Source organism: Pararhizobium sp. LjRoot238 (assembly GCF_964252955.1).
In the GTDB taxonomy this organism is placed as follows: Bacteria; Pseudomonadota; Alphaproteobacteria; order Rhizobiales; family Rhizobiaceae; genus Pararhizobium.
In genome coordinates this window covers 3,229,962-3,246,748 of sequence record NZ_CAXUPP020000001.1, presented here as the reverse complement: position 1 = coordinate 3,246,748, position 16,787 = coordinate 3,229,962, and the positions used below count along the sequence as shown (strand labels likewise).

The 16,787-nt window shown below is 61.7% G+C and carries 15 protein-coding genes; 10 read left to right on the top strand and 5 right to left on the bottom strand.

Annotated features, from left to right (window positions below; genetic code table 11):
• The first annotated feature begins 51 nt into the window (after positions 1 to 51).
• On the top strand, positions 52 to 1,101 hold the full coding sequence (gene moaA, locus ACSQ3F_RS15755; protein WP_436101085.1) for a GTP 3',8-cyclase MoaA: 1,050 nt from the start codon (positions 52 to 54) through the stop codon (positions 1,099 to 1,101).
• A 36-nt stretch (positions 1,102 to 1,137) separates the two neighbouring features.
• A complete protein-coding gene (locus ACSQ3F_RS15750; RefSeq protein ID WP_436101084.1) occupies positions 1,138 to 2,046 on the top strand; it encodes an aminoglycoside phosphotransferase family protein in 909 nt (302 codons plus the stop codon).
• A 78-nt stretch (positions 2,047 to 2,124) separates the two neighbouring features.
• On the opposite strand, the gene ACSQ3F_RS15745 is transcribed toward ACSQ3F_RS15750, so the two are convergent.
• Positions 2,125 to 4,680: a methyl-accepting chemotaxis protein gene (locus ACSQ3F_RS15745; RefSeq protein ID WP_436101083.1), complete on the bottom strand. Its 2,556-nt coding sequence runs from the start codon at positions 4,678 to 4,680 to the stop codon at positions 2,125 to 2,127.
• A 459-nt stretch (positions 4,681 to 5,139) separates the two neighbouring features.
• Between ACSQ3F_RS15745 and ACSQ3F_RS15740 the strand changes: the two genes are divergently transcribed.
• Genes ACSQ3F_RS15740 through mobB form a run of 3 tightly spaced genes read left to right on the top strand, consistent with a single transcriptional unit; the run spans position 5,140 to position 7,251 of the window.
• On the top strand, positions 5,140 to 6,048 hold the full coding sequence (locus tag ACSQ3F_RS15740) for a DMT family transporter (RefSeq protein WP_436101082.1): 909 nt from the start codon (positions 5,140 to 5,142) through the stop codon (positions 6,046 to 6,048).
• A gap of 25 nt (positions 6,049 to 6,073) precedes the next feature.
• Positions 6,074 to 6,733, top strand: coding sequence for a molybdenum cofactor guanylyltransferase MobA (mobA, locus tag ACSQ3F_RS15735; RefSeq protein WP_436101081.1), 660 nt, complete (start codon positions 6,074 to 6,076; stop codon positions 6,731 to 6,733).
• Positions 6,730 to 7,251 carry a molybdopterin-guanine dinucleotide biosynthesis protein B gene (mobB, locus tag ACSQ3F_RS15730; protein WP_436101080.1) on the top strand — a complete coding sequence of 174 codons (522 nt, stop codon included), beginning with the start codon at positions 6,730 to 6,732 and terminating at the stop codon, positions 7,249 to 7,251. Before mobA ends, mobB begins: the two co-directional genes overlap by 4 nt.
• Before the next feature lie 124 nt (positions 7,252 to 7,375).
• On the opposite strand, the gene ACSQ3F_RS15725 is transcribed toward mobB, so the two are convergent.
• Positions 7,376 to 9,673, bottom strand: a complete 2,298-nt coding sequence (locus ACSQ3F_RS15725) for an OmpA family protein (RefSeq protein ID WP_436101079.1) — start codon at positions 9,671 to 9,673, stop codon at positions 7,376 to 7,378.
• A 390-nt stretch (positions 9,674 to 10,063) separates the two neighbouring features.
• Between ACSQ3F_RS15725 and ACSQ3F_RS15720 the strand changes: the two genes are divergently transcribed.
• The 4 genes from ACSQ3F_RS15720 (at position 10,064) to ACSQ3F_RS15705 (ending at position 13,071) form a co-directional block, all read left to right on the top strand.
• Positions 10,064 to 10,846 carry an ABC transporter substrate-binding protein gene (locus tag ACSQ3F_RS15720; RefSeq protein WP_436101078.1) on the top strand — a complete coding sequence of 261 codons (783 nt, stop codon included), beginning with the start codon at positions 10,064 to 10,066 and terminating at the stop codon, positions 10,844 to 10,846.
• Between the two features lie 172 nt (positions 10,847 to 11,018).
• Positions 11,019 to 11,822, top strand: coding sequence for an ABC transporter permease (locus ACSQ3F_RS15715; protein WP_436101077.1), 804 nt, complete (start codon positions 11,019 to 11,021; stop codon positions 11,820 to 11,822).
• Positions 11,819 to 12,649 (top strand): ABC transporter permease, encoded by an 831-nt coding sequence (locus ACSQ3F_RS15710; RefSeq protein WP_436101076.1) that lies wholly within the window; start codon positions 11,819 to 11,821, stop codon positions 12,647 to 12,649. The genes ACSQ3F_RS15715 and ACSQ3F_RS15710 overlap by 4 nt, the downstream gene beginning before the upstream one ends.
• 155 nt (positions 12,650 to 12,804) lie before the next feature.
• Positions 12,805 to 13,071, top strand: coding sequence for an usg protein (locus ACSQ3F_RS15705; protein WP_436101075.1), 267 nt, complete (start codon positions 12,805 to 12,807; stop codon positions 13,069 to 13,071).
• A 24-nt stretch (positions 13,072 to 13,095) separates the two neighbouring features.
• Here the strand turns inward: ACSQ3F_RS15705 and ACSQ3F_RS15700 are convergent, their stop codons facing one another.
• A complete protein-coding gene (locus ACSQ3F_RS15700) occupies positions 13,096 to 13,800 on the bottom strand; it encodes an SDR family oxidoreductase (RefSeq protein WP_436101074.1) in 705 nt (234 codons plus the stop codon).
• A 102-nt stretch (positions 13,801 to 13,902) separates the two neighbouring features.
• Positions 13,903 to 14,628 (bottom strand): DUF2270 domain-containing protein, encoded by a 726-nt coding sequence (locus ACSQ3F_RS15695; protein ID WP_436102164.1) that lies wholly within the window; start codon positions 14,626 to 14,628, stop codon positions 13,903 to 13,905.
• 139 nt (positions 14,629 to 14,767) lie between these two features.
• Here ACSQ3F_RS15695 and ACSQ3F_RS15690 point away from each other — a divergent pair, with 139 nt between their 5' ends.
• Complete coding sequence (locus ACSQ3F_RS15690; protein ID WP_436101073.1) at positions 14,768 to 15,583, top strand: methyltransferase domain-containing protein; 816 nt, start codon at positions 14,768 to 14,770, stop codon at positions 15,581 to 15,583.
• A 116-nt stretch (positions 15,584 to 15,699) separates the two neighbouring features.
• On the opposite strand, the gene ACSQ3F_RS15685 is transcribed toward ACSQ3F_RS15690, so the two are convergent.
• Positions 15,700 to 16,668 carry an aliphatic sulfonate ABC transporter substrate-binding protein gene (locus tag ACSQ3F_RS15685; RefSeq protein WP_436101072.1) on the bottom strand — a complete coding sequence of 323 codons (969 nt, stop codon included), beginning with the start codon at positions 16,666 to 16,668 and terminating at the stop codon, positions 15,700 to 15,702.
• Positions 16,669 to 16,787: the final 119 nt, after the last annotated feature.

Here is a 16,787-nt window from a genome sequence, read left to right as displayed (position 1 = left end):
CCTTGACGCCGCCTGTTTTGCTCACGACATTGATGCGACAGGAGAATTTCGTTGAACACCGTCACCATCGACCAGGCCGACGCTCAGAAGCTCATCGACGCCAAAACGCCGATGATCGACCCGTTCGGGCGTGCCGTTACCTATCTTCGGGTTTCGGTGACGGACCGTTGCGACTTCCGCTGTACCTATTGCATGGCGGAAAACATGACCTTCCTGCCGAAAAAGGACCTGCTGACGCTGGAGGAACTCAACCGGCTCTGTTCCGCCTTCATCGCCAAGGGCGTGCGTAAGCTGCGGCTGACCGGTGGCGAGCCGCTGGTGCGCAAGAACGTCATGTTCCTGGTGCGCGAGCTCGGCAAACACGTCCATTCCGGCACCCTCGACGAATTGACCCTGACCACCAACGGCTCGCAGCTCTCGCGCTTCGCCGCCGAACTCGCCGATTGCGGCGTCCGGCGCATCAACGTGTCGCTCGACACGCTCGACGCTGACAAATTCAAACAGATCACCCGCTGGGGCGAACTGTCGAAGGTCATGGAAGGCATCGACGCGGCGCAAGCGGCCGGCATCCGTGTCAAGATCAACGCCGTTGCGCTGAAGGGCTTCAACGACGCCGAAATCCCCGGCATGCTGCGCTGGGCGCACGGACGCGGCATGGACCTGACGCTGATCGAGACCATGCCGATGGGCGAGATCGACGAGGACCGCACCGACCACTACATGCCGCTCTCCGAGATGCGCGATCGTCTCGCCGGCGAGTTCACCCTTTCGGACATCGCCTACAAGACCGGCGGCCCGGCGCGCTATCTGAGCGTTGCTGAAACCGGCGGCCGGCTCGGCCTGATCACGCCGATGACCCATAATTTCTGTGAGAGCTGCAACCGCGTCCGCCTCACCTGCACCGGCACGCTCTACATGTGCCTCGGCCAGAACGACGCCGCCGACCTGCGCACGCCGCTGCGCGCCTCCGACGACGACGCCTATCTTTCGACGGTCATCGACGAGGCGATCACCCGCAAGCCCAAGGGCCACGACTTCATCATCGACCGCACCCGCAACAAGCCCGCCGTCGCCCGCCACATGAGCGTCACGGGCGGCTGATCGATCCGCATACTCGGACCCCAGCCCGGATTATCGATGTCCATCAGCAGAATGCATCGCGACGAGCTTGATATCGACAAGGCGCTCGCAAGCCGGCTGGTGGCAGAGCAATTTCCTCAATGGGCAGACCTTCCCCTAGAACCCGTCCTTTCCGCCGGAACCGATAATGCCATCTACCGATTGGGACATGGATTGGCCGTGCGGCTTCCGCGCCGGGCCGATGCAGCCGAGCAGGTGGAAAAGGAAAGCCTGTGGCTGCCGCGCCTCGCACCGCATCTTCCGCTCGCCGTCCCTGTACCGCTGGCGCTTGGCCTCCCTGTTCCGGATTACCCTTTCCATTGGTCCGTGTGCCGCTGGTTGGCCGGAGAAAACGCGGTCATCGCCGTTATCGCCGACTTGCAAAACGCGGCCGTCGCCCTTGCTCAGTTCGTGGGTGCCCTGCGGGACATAGACCCGTCAGGTGGGCCGCCGCCGGGACCACATAATTTTTGCCGCGGCGCAGCGCTGGCCAGCCGGGACGCGCAAACGCGCAGCGCAATCGAAAGCCTGCATGGCATCGTCGACACGGATGCGTTGACACGCGCCTGGGACGCAGCCCTGCGCATCGACCCATGGGGCAAGCCGCCCGTCTGGATTCATGGCGATCTTCACGCGGGCAACCTGCTTGTCGAAAGCGGGCGCCTCGCCGCCGTCATCGATTTCGGCGGACTGGGCGTTGGCGATCCTGCATGCGATCTGATGGTTGGCTGGACACTGTTGTCGTCTGAGGCCCGCAGCACGTTTCGTTCAGCGCTTGCCGCGGATGCAGCAACTTGGGCACGGGGACGCGCTTGGGCACTGTCCGTGGCAATCGTCGCACTTCCCTACTACCTGCACACAAACCCCGTCCTCGTCTCGATATCGCGTCGCGCAATACGGGAGGCTCTGGCCGACCCCGATGACTGAACCAACCGAAAACCGCAGCCACGAAAAAGGCCGCCAGACTTTTCGCCGGGCGGCCTTTGTATTCTTACGTGCGACGGCTCAGGCGGCGTAGTTGCGCCGATACTGCATCGCGCCGCCGTAACCCTGCGCCGAGCGGTTCGTACCCGTCTTGAAACGCTCGATCTTCTCGTTCAACGTATCCACCTGATGGCGCAGGCCGTGGATTTCGGCGGTGTTCTCCTCGACCATCGCCGCGTTCTGCTGGGTCAGCAGTTCGACCTCGTGGACGGCCTGGTTGACTTCGTTCAGGCCGCGATACTGGTCGGCGGCGGCCGCTTCGATGTTGCTGACCAGCTGATGGATCGTCGAGATGTGGTCGTTGATGACGGTCAGCGCATTGCCGGTTTCCTGCACCAGCTCGACACCGCCGCGGACCTGCGCGGAGCTCTCGGAAATCAGCCCCTTGATCTCGCGGGCAGCACCGGCGCAGCGCTGGGCAAGCTCGCGCACTTCCTGGGCAACAACGGCGAAGCCACGACCGGCATCGCCCGCACGGGCCGCCTCGACGCCGGCGTTGAGCGCCAAAAGGTTGGTCTGGAAGGCGATCTCGTCGATGACGCCGATGATCGTGCTGATCTTGTCGGATGAGCGGTTGATCGCCGCCATCGCGTCGATCGCCTTGCCGACGACTTCGCCGGAATGCTTCGCATAGCTGTGAGTCTCATCGACCGAGACCGTCGTCTTGCGGGCGCTCTCGGCGGTCGTACGAACGATTTCGGTGAGCTGACGCAGGGCGCGCGAGCTTTGCTCCAGTGCCGCCGCCTGCTGTTCCGTGCGGCGGGCCAGGTCATCGGCCGACGAGGCCAGATTGCCGGTACCGCCGGTGATTTCGTCGGTGACCGTGCGCACGTCGATCAGCGTCGCACGCAGCGCCTCGACCGCATTGTTGTAGGTCCGGGCCATGACGATGTAGTCCTCGGAGAGGTTTTCCGCCATGCCCTCCTCCAGATTGCCGTCCGCAAGCTTGGCCAGCACGTCGGAGAGAGCGTTGAGCGCCTCCATCTGCTCGGCCTCGATGCGGGCGCGCTCCTTGCGGCGGCGGGCTTCCTCTTCGGCCGACAGGGTGCGGGCCGCTTCGGCTTCCTGTCCGAGCCGGACATTCTCCACCGCATTGTCGCGGAACACGGCAACCGAGCGCACCATGTCGCCGATCTCATCGCCACGGTTGCGGCCTTCGATCGCAACCTCGAGGTCACCTTGCGCGAGCCGCGTCATCGTCTCGGTCACCCGCTTCAGCGGTCCGCGCAGGGTTTCGATCAGCATCAGGCCGCCGATGATGGCAAGCAGCGTGCCGGCGACCATGGCGACGATCGAGACATCGGCGGAGCGCTGGCTGTCCTGCTTGCCGGCTTCCTGGGCGCTGCTGACGAAGCTTTCCAATGTCTGGCTCGCATCAGCCACCAATGTCGAAGCCTCGGCCTTGGCAGCCTGCCAACGGGCACCGACGTCGATCAACTGCGCGGTGCCGGTGTCGATATCCTGTAGCGACGGCGTCAGCTTGCCGGCGAGATCGCGCAGGGCAGCGTTCTTGCCGCCCATTTCCGAGAGTTTCGTCACGCTTTCGCGCACGGCGTCGATATCGGCGATAACGTTGTCGCGGCTCGCCGTATCCAGCTTGCGATGCAGTTCGCTGATGTGCAGGCGCGTCGCGTCGAGCCCCTTGAAGGTCTCGTTCATCAGCGCAATCAGGGTCTTCAGCAGTGAAATCTCGGCGTCCATGCTAACAAAACGCTTGGCAGCCGTATCCGAATTGGTCACCGCCTCCTTGGCGAAATCGGCTTCGTATTTGGAGAATTTGATCAGCGCCGTGCTGAGCAGGCCCTTCTTGATTTCGTTGGTATCCGTGCTCTTCAGAATGTCCTGGATTTTCTGCGTATCACCCTTCACCTCGGCGATCTTCTTCTGCACCTTTTCGGAAGCGATCTTCTCGGCTTCGGCAATCTGCTTCAGGAGATGCGGCAGGAGGTTGGTGGCCTGCTGGACCTTCGCGTCCGGCGCGATTGCCATGGTGACCGGCAGGCGGAATTTCTTGATACGCTCGGCAAGACCCTGATAGGCGGCGGCATCGAAAAGCAGCGCCTTGGCGAAGGCTTCCTTTTCGCCGGATTCCTTACGCAGAATGTCGATCTGCTTGAAGGCGGCATTACCCTGCGCCGTCATGTCGGCCAGCGCCGCATCGAGCGATGCGGTGACGCTGTCACGCTCCGTCTTGATCGCCCAGAGCTTGTCCGCTTGCCCGCGCATCGCCGCGCCAAGCGCCACGACCGAGCTGATCTCCGCCTTGTCGTCCTCGGCCGTCAGCAGGTCGTCCAGCGTGCGGATGCCCGCTTCCTGCTCATCGATCCGGCCAATCAGCGTTGCGCGCGCTTCTTCCGTCGGGTTATCGACGAAGCTCTGCAGCCCGCTGCGCAAGGCCTGGAAATCGGAGAGGTTGTTGATCGTTTCGCGCGTCACGGTCATGTGTCCGTTGAGCGTGCTTGCGGTGAAATAGCCGACAAGGCCGATGCCGGCGATGAGGACCACCAGCGGCACGACGAACAAGAGAACCTTGGTGACAATGCGAAGACGCTGCAGCGAACGATCGATCAGGGACATTCCGAACTCCAGATGTTGAGCAAATCGGACATTCCCGCCGGACTGCTCTCCTTGGTGGAGAAACGGACATACCGACGCGCGACTATGGCGCCTGTCCGGAACGTCATCCGGTTGACCTGAACGGCAATACTTGCCCGTTACGTCAACCATAATCGCATCATGCGAAGGGCAGCGGAATATCGGCACGATAGGCAGTGAAACTTAATATTTCGCCAAGAATCCGGTGGTTTACGCGGTTGGCAGGAAAACGCCGGAGACCTTGTTTGAACATTCTAAAATATTGATAGAAACAGTTATTCTTTCAAATCTGCCCTGAAATAAGACAGCCGGCCGATAGAAGTTGCATAAAAGGCATGCCGATGCTTTAGAGATAGGCAAGACCAATCCCATGTGCTTCCGAAGCTGATGCATTCCATGGCCGAAAGGCCGGGCTGCGACGAGAATAGGCCAATAAAAATAATGCAATCCAACGCCAATTTTCGCGGCGCCATCTTCATGTGCCTCGCCATGGCAGGCTTCACCTGCAACGACGCATTGGTGAAATCCGTCACCGGCGTCATGAATGCCGGCCAGATCATGCTGGTGCGCGGCTTCTTCACGTCGCTCCTCGTCCTGATGATTGCCCGCCACTTCGGCGCGCTGCGTTCGTTCCGCCTGGTTCTAAACCCCGTCATCGCGCTGCGCATCGTCGCCGAAGTCTTCGCATCCATCACCTATATTTTGGCGCTCGGCCAGATCCCGCTTGCCAACGCCTCGGCCATTCTGCAGGCCTTACCGCTTGCCGTCACCCTCGGTGCGGCGCTGTTCCTGTCGGAGCCGGTCGGCTGGCGGCGCTGGCTCGCCATCCTTGCGGGCTTCATCGGGGTGCTGATCGTGCTCCGGCCCGGCCCCGAGGGGTTTACCGGCGCGGCGCTCAGCGTGATCGCATCAGTCGTCTGCGCGGCGATCCGCGACCTGTGCACCCGCCGGATCGATCCTGCGGTGCCTTCACTGTTCATCTCCGTCATCACCGCGATCGTCATTACGCTGGTTGGCGCAGCCCTTGTTGTGCCGCTTGGTGGCTGGCAACCGATGTCGCTGGTATCCATCAGCCATCTTGGCGCCGCAAGCCTGCTGCTCCTCGTCGGCTACCAATGCATCGTGCTTGCCATGCGCAACGGCGAAATCGCCATCGTCGCCCCCTTCCGCTATACCAGCCTGATCTGGTCGATCGGCATCGGCATCCTGTTCTTTTCCGAAGAACCGGACCTCTGGATGGTCACCGGCGTTGCGATTATCATGACATCCGGCCTCTACGCCTTTGCCCGCGAAAACAAGCGCCGGGCAGCGGCCGTGGCACAGCAATCGGAACCCGGGTCGCCAAAATGACCGGATGCAGCGGCGGAGACATTCGATGAGCGCATCGGCGATGCCAAATGCAGATCGCCCGCCCGCCGTCATCCTGGCCGGCGGCAGGTCTTCGCGCATGGGCAGTGACAAAGCTGCCGTTACGTTAGGCGGCATGCCGCTTCTTCTCCACGTCATCGAGCGCCTCACGCCTCAGACGGCCGGTCTCGGTGTCAACAGCAACGCCGCCACCGGATTGGACTTCGCTCCCGGCATCAGCCTTTTTGCCGATACCGTGCCCGGTTATGCCGGGCCGATGGCAGGCGTGCTGTCTGCCATGCGCCATGCGGCCAAGCACTTTCCGGCCGCAAGCCACGTCGCCACCGTTCCGACCGACACGCCGTTCTTCCCGCATGATCTTGTCGCCCGCCTTCAAGGCGCGATCACCCTGCCCGCGCAGATCGCCGTCGCTTGCTCGGCCGGGGTCATGCACCCGGTCTTCGCCCTCTGGCCGGTTGATCTCGCCGGCGAGCTCGAACGCTGGTTGCTGACGGACGAGAAGCGCCGGGTGCGCAGCTTCATCGAAAGCCATGCGATGGCAGAGGTCGATTTTCCGATGCTCGAAACCGCCACCGGCCCGATCGACCCCTTCTTCAATATCAACACGCCTGCAGACCTGGAAACGGCCGAACGCTGGCTACTGCTGATCGAGGACATGGAAAGATGACGTCTCCAAAAATCTTCGGCATTGCCGGCTGGAAGAATTCCGGCAAGACCGGCCTCGCCGTCCGGCTGGTCACCGAACTGACGCGGCGCGGCTACCGCGTCTCGACGGTCAAGCACGCCCATCATGATTTCGACATCGACAAGGTGGGCGCCGACAGCTTTCGCCATCGCGAGGCAGGCGCCCATGAGGTGACCATCGTTTCCGGCACCCGTTATGCCATCATGCACGAACTGCGCGGCGCACCGGAACCAAGCTTTTCGGAAATCCTTGCCCGCCTCGCCCCGTGCGATCTCGTCCTGATCGAGGGCTACAAGCGCGAACCGATCCCGAAAATCGAGGCGCGGCGGCTGGAGGCGCAAAACCGCGAACCGCTGGCGCCGACCGATCCGCACATCGTCGCGATCGCCGCGGATCATCCCGTCGAGGATAAAGGTCTGCACCTCTTCGATCTTAACGATACGATGGCGATCGCCGATTTCATCGAAGCCACCACGGGGCTCTCCAGAGAGCCGGACTGATCACCGGACGTCGCTTGGCGACATCCCCCGCCGCGCGACGCTGACGCGAACGCAAAACGGCCCGGCGCGTGATGCACCGGGCCGTCGTTTTGCGAAGGCATCGCCAGACGATGCCGAGCGTCGGCTAGTTCTGGGCCACCGGACGGACAAGTGGCGTCACGCGACGGATTGTCACGCGGCGGTTCTCCTGCTCGGCTTCCAGCGTGCGGACCTTGAGAAAGCGCTCGCCATAGCCCTGGGTGACCAGGTTTTCGGCCGGGATGGCGTAGACTTCCGTCAGCAGCGAGGCGACCGATTCGGCCCGTTCGTCGGAGAGAACGAGGTTCGATTCGTCGCTGCCAACCGCGTCCGTGTGGCCTTCGATGAAGAAGGTTTCGCCCGGATCCTTCTCGATCACCTGCAGCATGGCGTCGGCAACCTTGCGCAGGGTTTTGGCCTGCGACATCGGCACTTCGGCGCTGCCGGTCGCAAACGTGATCGTATCGAGGTCGATACGGCGCACCTTGTCGCGGATACGGGCCGAGTTCCTCACCTCGTCGATCGAATAGACGCGCTCGACCTGCTCCACCGGCGGCTCGGACAGGAAGTCGTAGTAGTCGCGGTCCGGCTCACTCGACGTATCGATGATGTAGTCGCGAACCGGCACGCGCAGGCGCATCGGCGGCAGCTCCTCACCGACATCGTAAATCGGCGGACGCGGGCCTTCATCGACCTCCGGCGCATAGATCATCAGATATTCGCGTCCGTCCCGATCGATGCGCAAACGCTGCACGATGTCACCGTAACGATTGTAGATCGTTATGATGCGCACCCCGTTCGGTCGCTCGATAATCTCGCGGGTTCGACCACGCGACAGTTCTTCATAGTAGGTTTCCTGGGCATTGCGGCGCAGACGCGGACGATCGTCACCGCGCACGATAATCTGGTCGCCGAAATCGAGGACGACACGATTGTCGCGCGTCTCATCGATCCGGGGGCGGCTGCTGTCGCTGCCGGTAAAGGCTTCGATCAGATCATTCACGTTGAATTCCGGCACCCGCTCGATCCGGCGGCCTTCTTCTCTGATGTTGGCCCCCAGTTCCTCACGGGTCGGGGCGCGGTCCCTGCGGCGCGACTGGGCTTCCTCGTCGCTCTTCGGAACCTCGACGTTTTCTTCCTGTGCACGCGCCTGTTCACGACGCTTGCGGCGCTTCTCGCGCACACCCTCGTCGCCGGCATTGTCGGCCTCCTTGTCACTGTCGAGAACGGCAGCGCCCTTATCCACCGGCAGCACGACCGTATCGTCTGTCGCAGCCGGATCGCGGGCGATCTCCTGCTTTTCTTCCTCGCTGCGCGTATCGACGATTTCCGGGATCGGCTGGCGACGGTCGCGCCGCTTGCGGCGGGTTTCGGTCGCTTCGCCCTCACCATCAATCGCCGGGCGCTGTTCGTCCTCGGCTACAGGCTGCTGGCCTTCTTCCTGCTGCTGCCCTTCGGCCTGCTGACGCTTCTTGCGCTCAGCGCGGATCTTCGCGCGCTCCTCGGCGGTCTTGGCAGCCTCATCATCGGCAGACGGCTGAGCCTCTTCCTGCTGTTGCTGCTGTTCCGCCTGCTGGCGCTTCTTGCGCTCGGCGCGAATCTTTGCCCGTTCCTCGGCAGCCTTGGCTGCTTCATCGTCGGCTGAGGGCTGGGCCTCTTCCTGCTGTTGCTGCTGTTCCGCCTGCTGGCGCTTCTTGCGCTCGGCGCGGATCTTCGCACGCTCTTCGGCAGCCTTGGCAGCTTCATCATCGGCAGAGGGCTGGGCCTCTTCCTGCTGTTGCTGCTGTTCCGCCTGCTGGCGCTTCTTGCGCTCGGCGCGGATCTTTGCCCGTTCTTCGGCGGCCTTGGCTGCTTCGTCGTCGGCAGGCGGCTGAGCCTCTTCCTGCTGCTGCTGTTCAGCCTGCTGGCGCTTCTTGCGCTCGGCGCGGATCTTTGCCCGTTCTTCGGCGGCCTTGGCCGCTTCGTCGTCAGCCGACGGCTGGGCCTCTTCCTGCTGCTGCTGTTCAGCCTGCTGGCGCTTCTTGCGCTCGGCGCGAATGCGCTGCTTTTCTTCGGCCGCCTGGCGGGCCGCCTCGTCGTCGGCAGGGGGCTGGGCCTCTTCCTGCTGCTGCTGCTCGGCCTCCTGCCGTTTCTTGCGGCGTTCGGCGCGAGACGGCTGCTCTTCCTGCGACGGCTGGGCTTCTTCTTCAGCCGGCTGTTCCTGCTGCTGTTGCTCCGCCCGCTTCTTGCGCTTCTTGCGCAGCAGCTCTTCCGGCGCCTGCTCGCCGCCTTCCACCACGACACCGTCTTCCTGCGCGACTTCGAACGGCTTCATCAGGCTATCGGCCAGCGCCGGCTGGATGGCGATCGACATCGACAGCATCGGAAACGCGACAGTCGCGAAAAGTTTGGATCGAATGGTCATTTAATTCCTCCTTCAGAGGTCCCGTTTTGTCGTTTTCGACCGGTAGGACGTTCCGGCCTTCTTCTTTCTTCGCCTTTTGGGCAGACCCAAGCCGTCAAAAGGCGGTCAAAAAAAGGCACACCGGCCAAATCAGCTAACGACGATTAGCGGAACCCGCATTAACTCAGCATGAATGCTCCGTTCATCTTGGGCAGACATAGGCCGGTATCACAGGGAAGCCACCCCGGCGCATGACAATGTTCAGACTTTTCATGAAGGATCCGCTGCTTTCCTGTTGATTTTTTCGCTTAAAGCGTAGGAATATCCGCTCAGCCCGGCCGCAACGACGGTCGGCATATCGGCGGCCGCGAAGAAGAAAAAACCGGCCGCCAGCCAACAGAGAGGATCAATATGCGTATCTCAAGACGTCTCGCCATGGCCGCTTCGGCAGCCGTATTCGCGCTGATGGCCGGCACCGCCATGGCTGAGGGCGAAAAAATCGTGATCGGCACGGAAGGCGCCTACCCGCCCTTTAACAACCTGGAGTCCGACGGCTCGCTGACCGGCTTCGACATCGACATCGCCAAGGCGCTCTGCGAAGAAATGAAGGCCGAATGCACGTTCGTGACGCAGGACTGGGACGGCATCATCCCGGCGCTGATCTCCAAGAAGTTCGACGCAATCATCGCCTCCATGTCGATCACCGCCGAGCGCAAGGAAAAGGTCGACTTCACCAACAAGTATTACAACACGCCTCCGGCCATCGCCGTTCCGAAGGATTCGCCGATCACCGAAGCGACCGAAGACGCGCTTGACGGCAAGACGCTCGGCGCGCAGTCGGCAACGACCCACTCGAACTACGCCGAAGCGCATATGAAGAAGTCGGAACTCAAGCTCTATCCGACCTCCGAAGAATACAAGCTCGACATTGTCAATGGCCGTATCGACGGGGTCGTCGACGATATCGTCGTTCTCTCCGAATGGCTGAAGACGGCGGACGGCGCCTGCTGCAAGCTGCTTGGCGCGCTGCCGATCGACCCGGTCATCAACGGCGAAGGCGCCGGCATTGCAGTCCGCAAGGGTGACGACGCGCTGCGCGAAAAATTCAACACGGCGATCGACGCGATCCGCAAGAACGGCAAGTACAAGGAAATCAACGACAAGTATTTCCCCTTCGACGTCTACGGCAGCTGAGCCGGCACTGCGGCCGAGCATCCCATATTCGGGAAAAGCCCATATGCGGGAAAAGCATTGGCCCATGACGAAAATGCAACGGCGGAAGGCTTGCCCTTCCGCCGTTTTTGTCTGACAAGGAATATATAAAAAGAAGCTCATCTAAAAACGCTTCAAAGGGGAATGTTCTGGCATGAGCGGATTGTTTGCCGCCCTCTCTTCCGCCGCGGCCTGGCTCGGCTCGGTGATCGACCCGTTATGCGGTCCCATCGGAATTTTCCGATTGTTCGGCTCGGGCACACTGCTCGCCTGCGACGATGCCGGCTGGGGCGATGAAATTTCCTACGGCTTCATGATCACCGCGACCCTGGCGATCGCGACCCTGCCGGTCGGGCTTGTGGTCGGCTTCTTCATCGCGCTCGCCAAGCAGTCCGAGGAAAAATCGCTGCGGCTTGCCTCCAACATCTACACCACCATCTTTCGCGGCCTGCCGGAACTCCTGACGCTGTTTATCGTCTATTACGGCCTGCAGATCCTGGTGCAGCAATTCCTCGCCTCGCTCGGCTATGAGGGCGCGGTCGAGATCAACGCCTTCGTCGCCGGCATGATCGCGCTCGGCGTGGTGTTCTCCGCCTATTGTTCGGAGGTGCTCCTGTCGGCGTTCAAGGCCATTCCGCGCGGCCAGTACGAAGCGGGCGATGCGCTCGGCCTCCATCGCGGCAAGACCATGCGGCTGATCATCCTGCCGCAGTTGGTGCGCATCGCCCTTCCCGGCCTTGGCAATCTGTGGATGGCGCTGCTCAAGGATACGGCCCTGGTCTCGGTGATCGGTCTGCCGGATATCCTGCGCCAGACGGGTGTGGCCGCCCGTGTCAGCAAGCAGGCCTTCGAGTTCTTCGCCGTCGCCTGCCTGCTGTTCCTTATTCTCGCCATGCTGTCGTCCATCGTCTTTTCGGCGCTGGAACGCTGGACCAAACGTTCGGAGGCCGGCCGATGAGCCACGCGGAAACCATGATCCCGCCGCAACCGGCTCCACCGGGCGTCGCTCGTCCGTTCACAGCGCAGCGCCTTATCGGGAACGTGGCTCTCGGCGTCTGGCTCGCTGCAAGCGTCGGGCTCTTCCTGCTGATGGTCGACGGCTGGGACCCGGAAAAATTCGCCAAATACGGCCCGAGCTTCCTCTCCGGCCTCGGCGTCACCCTGGGGCTCGTCGGCAGCTCCATCACGCTGGGCGCGCTCCTGTCCTTGCCGATCGCCTTCGCACGCATGTCGAAGAACAAGATCCTGGGGTGGGCCGCCTATGCCTATGTCTATTTCTTCCGCGGCACACCGCTGATCGCCCAGCTGTTCCTCGTCTATTACGGCCTGGGCAGTTTCCGGCCACAGATGGAGGCAATCGGGCTGTGGTGGTTCTTCCGCGACGCCTGGAACTGCGCGCTGCTCGCCTTCACGCTCAATACGGCCGCCTATCAGGCGGAAATCCTGCGCGGCGCGATCCAAAGTGTTCCCCGCGGCCAGACGGAAGGCGCCGCAGCTCTCGGGCTGCCGCCGCGCATCGCCTTCTTCAAGGTCATCCTGCCACAGGCTCTGATCGTGGCGCTGCGTCCCTATGGCAATGAAATCATCCTGATGATCAAGGGTTCGGCCATCGTTGCGATCGTGACCGTCTTCGACCTGATGGGCGAAACCCGCCGCGCCTTCTCGCGCACCTTCGACTATCAGATGTATGTCTGGGCCGCGATCCTCTACCTGATCATGGTCGAGCTTCTGCGCAATCTCTGGGCCTGGCTGGAAGACCGCATCACCCGCCACCTGAAGCGCTGAGTGTCAAGACCGCTTTAGCAGCACTCACGTCAGATTGCTGCTAACACGCTGATATTAATGAATATTTATCGAGTGCGACGATTTTGTTAATTCCCGATTAACCAAATCGGTGCTTCAATTCCAGGGACCATCATTGAGCAAAATGAGGTCCCGAAATGACAAGCGAACTGGAACTACAACTGAAGGGTTACGGCCTGACGACGGCCCAGATCCTTTATCGCATGCCCGATCATCCCAGCTTCCTGCAGACCTATATCTGGCAGCAATACGATATCGCTCCCGATTTTCCGGAAATGAAAAGCTTCCTGAAATTCTGGCAGGAAACGCTCGAAGGCCCCCTGCATTCGGTGCGCTACGTCCACCGGAAACTGATCTCGGCCTCGGACTGGCGGGCGCTCAAGGGCGAGTTCATCATCAACTGACGCCTCGCCCCGGGCTTGAAGAATCTACACCGACCGGGTGATGCCGCCATCGATGCGGATGTTCTGGCCGGTGATGTAGCCGCCGCGGTCGGTCGCAAGAAGCGCCACCAGTTCGGCCACTTCCTCCGATGTGCCATAGCGCCCCATCGGAATGCGCTGGCGGCGTTCCTCGGTCTCCGGCAAGCTGTCGATGAACCCCGGCAGAACATTGTTCATGCGGATATTGTCGACCGCGTATCTGTCGGCAAACAGCTTGGTGAAGGCGGCAAGGCCTGAGCGGAAGACGCCGGATGTCGGAAACAGCGGGTCCGGCTCGAAGGTCGCATAGGTCGAAATATTGACGATGCTGCCGGATTTCTGCTCCAGCATGATCGGCGTCACCAGCCGCGTCGGCCGCACGACATTGAGGAAATAGACGTCCATCCCGTTGTGCCAGTCGTCGTCCGTCAGCTCCAGCACGGGTGCGCGAGGTCCATGTCCGGCCGAATTGACCAGCGCATCTACCCGGCCCCATTTATCATAGGCCGCATCCACCAGGCACTTCAAATCGTCGTTCGACTGGTTGGAACCCGTCACGCCGATGCCACCGAGCTCGTTTGCCAGTGCCTCGCCCTTGCCGGAGGAGGAGAGAATCGCGACGCGATACCCTTCCGCCGCCAGCCGGCGCGCCGATACCGCCCCCATGCCGGACCCGCCCGCCGTGATGATTGCAACCCGCTGATCCGTCATCGTCGTCTCCTTCAGTCAATGAAGGCGCGATAAAATCAGCAGCTGCCGCCGATCGCAATCAAGAAATCCTGCACATGCCATCAGCCCGCATGTTTCAACCGATCAGACATGAACCTCGCCATGTGCCAGTTCGCCCGCGCCCGGTTCCTTGTAAAGCGCCGCATAGGCCATGGCAGCGTAGAACAGGGCAACAAGGCCGATTACCACCCAGCCGGAAACAGGTCCGAGCGAAGCATTGGCGGCCACGTCAGTGAAGGAGCGCACATGCCGTGTCTCGCTGCCGTCGGCCTGGAGAACCGGCGATGAAATCTTCAAGGCCCAGGCCAGAAGCAGAATCAGGTACATCCAGCAATAATTGCGCCGCAACCGGCGGCTTACCGCCGCGCGATAGGTCATCAGGAAGGCCGGTCGCCGCAGGCTCTCGGCAATCGGCGTCGCCCAGTTCACCTTGAATGGCGCCTGCGGACAAAGAATCTGGGCAAAATAGCCGCGTTCCATCCGGCGAACGCGGGCGCGATAGACGTCGAAGAAGCGGTACCGCCGCGCTTCGATGAACAAGAGCAGCGAGACGAGCAGCATCGCAAACAGCAACACGCCATGGTGAGACGCCGGCGTTGAAAGGGAAACCGAAAGCAGTGCGGCGACAACGGTGATCGCCCAGTTCGAGGTCCGGTCGATGCGGTCGCGCCAGCCCGCCATTCGGCCAATTTCGCCGCGATAATAGTGGACGAGCGCGGTGATCGTCTCCGGTGGCGTTGCCGGCAAGGGCGGGCTTTTGGCCTCGCTGTCGTCCTTCAGCAGTTCGACCGGGCTGAGTTCGTCCATGATCACGTTCTCCCAAACTTTTGTTGTTTCGTGCATCATGCGCTCAATTTTGGCCGCGATAAACGTTTTTCGCCCCCCAAAATGCCCTGGAAAGCGGGTTTTCGCATTGCCAAAAGCACGAGCCCGCCGTAAAGACGCCGGCATGCAGAAGATCGATGAAGAAGCCCTCGCCGAAGCCTATAACCGCGCCCTTGCACTGGAGAAATCCGGCAATGTCGATGCGGCGGTGAAAGCCTATGAAGAAGTGCTGAGGATCGATCCGGACGATCACGGCGGCGCTGCCGTTCGCATCGCCTCGCTCGGCCGTGGCGAGACGCCCGACAAAGCCCCGGACGCCTATGTCGCCACCCTCTTTGATCAGCACGCCGATGTCTTCGAGGACGTGCTCGTCGAGCAGCTCGACTATCACGTACCGATGATGGTGCGTCAGCGCCTGCAATCGCTGAAGTTCGGCCCCTTCGGTCGCGTGCTCGATCTCGGCTGCGGCACGGGCCTGACCGGCGGCGCACTGCGCGATATGGCAGAGGATATCACCGGCATCGACCTGTCGGAAAACATGGTCGAGATCGCCCATGAGAAAGATCTTTACGAGACGCTTTATGTCGCCGAAGTCGTCGATTTCCTCGAGGACAATGACGACGAGCCGTTCGACCTCATCACCGCGACGGACGTGCTGCCCTACCTCGGGGCTCTGGAAGCCCTGTTCTTCGGTGCCGCCGAAAACATGAACCCGGGCGGCCTGTTTGTTTTTTCCAGCGAAACCTTGCCCGCAGAAACGTTCGCCGGCCGCACCTTCATGGTCGGCCCTCACCAGCGCTTCGCGCATGCCGAAACCTACGTCCGCGAACGCCTCGACGCCATCGGCTTCGACATCGTTGAACTCACTGACATCATCGTGCGCATGGAAGAAGGCGAACCGATCACCGGCCATCTGGTGATTGCAAGACTGCGGCCCTGACCGCGCTCCGGCGTCGTGAACTTGGGGCAACTCCCGCCAGTCACCCGTGACATGAGTAGGCAACGAAAAAACGGCGCGACGCGTGCGCCGTTTTTGATTTCATGCCGACATATCCTTCAGCTCGCCCGTCCCTTCCAGACGATGTCGTCGATTGCGAGCTGTTTGGGAATGATCTGTAGCTCGAAGAACTCGTCGGCCAGCGCCTGCTGGTAGGCGATCGCCTCCGGCCCAACGGTCTTGATGTCGCCGAGATTGAAGCCCTTGCGCGTCAGCGCCACGCGCTGGATCTCCGCAGGTACTCCGGTAATCTTCGAAAGCGCCGCGACGGTTCCGTCAAGGTCACTCTGAGCGGCTACCCCCACCTTTGCCAGTTCATCGAGGATTTCGAGAAGAGCGTCGCCGTGCGCGGCGGTAAAATCGCCATTGCTGAGGAAATAGCTCCAGCTATCGACGATCCCGTCGGCGGTGGTCAGAACGCGAGTCTGCTGGTTCTTTTCGGCGACCGCATAGTAGGGATCCCAGATCGACCAGGCATCGATCTGGTTGCTGGCAAAAGCGGCCGCCGCGTCCGAAGGCGAAAGGTCCGCCGCCTCGATATCAGTGATGTTGAGTCCTGCCGTGCGCAACGCCTTGACGGTGAAGTTATGGGCGCTCGAGCCGCGCTTGAACGCCACCCGCTTGCCCTTCAGGTCGCCGATCGACTGGATCGGCGAATCCTTGCGCACCAGAATCGCGGACCCGGCGGCAGACCCGCGGTAGGTCCCGGCATAGAGCAGGTTGCTGTCGGCAGCCTGCGCGAAAAGCGGCGGGACATCCCCGGTCGGGCCGAAATCGATGGCGCCGGCGCCGAGCGCCTCGAGCAACGGCGGGCCGGAAGAGAACTCTGCCCAGGTGATGGTGATGCCCCGCTCGGCGAAGTGTTTCTCAAGCGCGCCCGTTCCCTTGGCGAGCGCCAGGACGCCGTTCTTCTGCCAGCCGAGCCGCAATTCCTTCAGCGGTTCGGACGCGGCACGGCCGGTTCCTGGCAGCGTCGCCGCGAGCGCGGCGGTGCCGAAAAGCGATAATGTCTGTCGGCGTGTGAACATGATGGATCCCTCTCGATGTTTGGTCGGCGCACGATAGGCGGCGCCACTGCCATCAAGACTGATATAATCCATAAAAACTATATACAATATATATATCAAAAACGAGCTGGATACCGGAA

Bases quoted from the DNA above. Each gene is read 5' to 3' on its own strand.
- ACSQ3F_RS15750 (WP_436101084.1), top strand. From the start codon at position 1,138: ATGTCCATCAGCAGAATGCATCGCGACGAGCTTGATATCGACAAGGCG.
- ACSQ3F_RS15745 (WP_436101083.1), bottom strand. From the start codon at position 4,680: ATGTCCCTGATCGATCGTTCGCTGCAGCGTCTTCGCATTGTCACCAAG.
- ACSQ3F_RS15740 (WP_436101082.1), top strand. From the start codon at position 5,140: ATGCAATCCAACGCCAATTTTCGCGGCGCCATCTTCATGTGCCTCGCC.
- mobA (WP_436101081.1), top strand. From the start codon at position 6,074: ATGAGCGCATCGGCGATGCCAAATGCAGATCGCCCGCCCGCCGTCATC.
- mobB (WP_436101080.1), top strand. From the start codon at position 6,730: ATGACGTCTCCAAAAATCTTCGGCATTGCCGGCTGGAAGAATTCCGGC.
- ACSQ3F_RS15725 (WP_436101079.1), bottom strand. From the start codon at position 9,673: ATGACCATTCGATCCAAACTTTTCGCGACTGTCGCGTTTCCGATGCTG.
- ACSQ3F_RS15720 (WP_436101078.1), top strand. From the start codon at position 10,064: ATGCGTATCTCAAGACGTCTCGCCATGGCCGCTTCGGCAGCCGTATTC.
- ACSQ3F_RS15715 (WP_436101077.1), top strand. From the start codon at position 11,019: ATGAGCGGATTGTTTGCCGCCCTCTCTTCCGCCGCGGCCTGGCTCGGC.
- ACSQ3F_RS15710 (WP_436101076.1), top strand. From the start codon at position 11,819: ATGAGCCACGCGGAAACCATGATCCCGCCGCAACCGGCTCCACCGGGC.
- ACSQ3F_RS15705 (WP_436101075.1), top strand. From the start codon at position 12,805: ATGACAAGCGAACTGGAACTACAACTGAAGGGTTACGGCCTGACGACG.
- ACSQ3F_RS15700 (WP_436101074.1), bottom strand. From the start codon at position 13,800: ATGACGGATCAGCGGGTTGCAATCATCACGGCGGGCGGGTCCGGCATG.
- ACSQ3F_RS15690 (WP_436101073.1), top strand. From the start codon at position 14,768: ATGCAGAAGATCGATGAAGAAGCCCTCGCCGAAGCCTATAACCGCGCC.
- ACSQ3F_RS15685 (WP_436101072.1), bottom strand. From the start codon at position 16,668: ATGTTCACACGCCGACAGACATTATCGCTTTTCGGCACCGCCGCGCTC.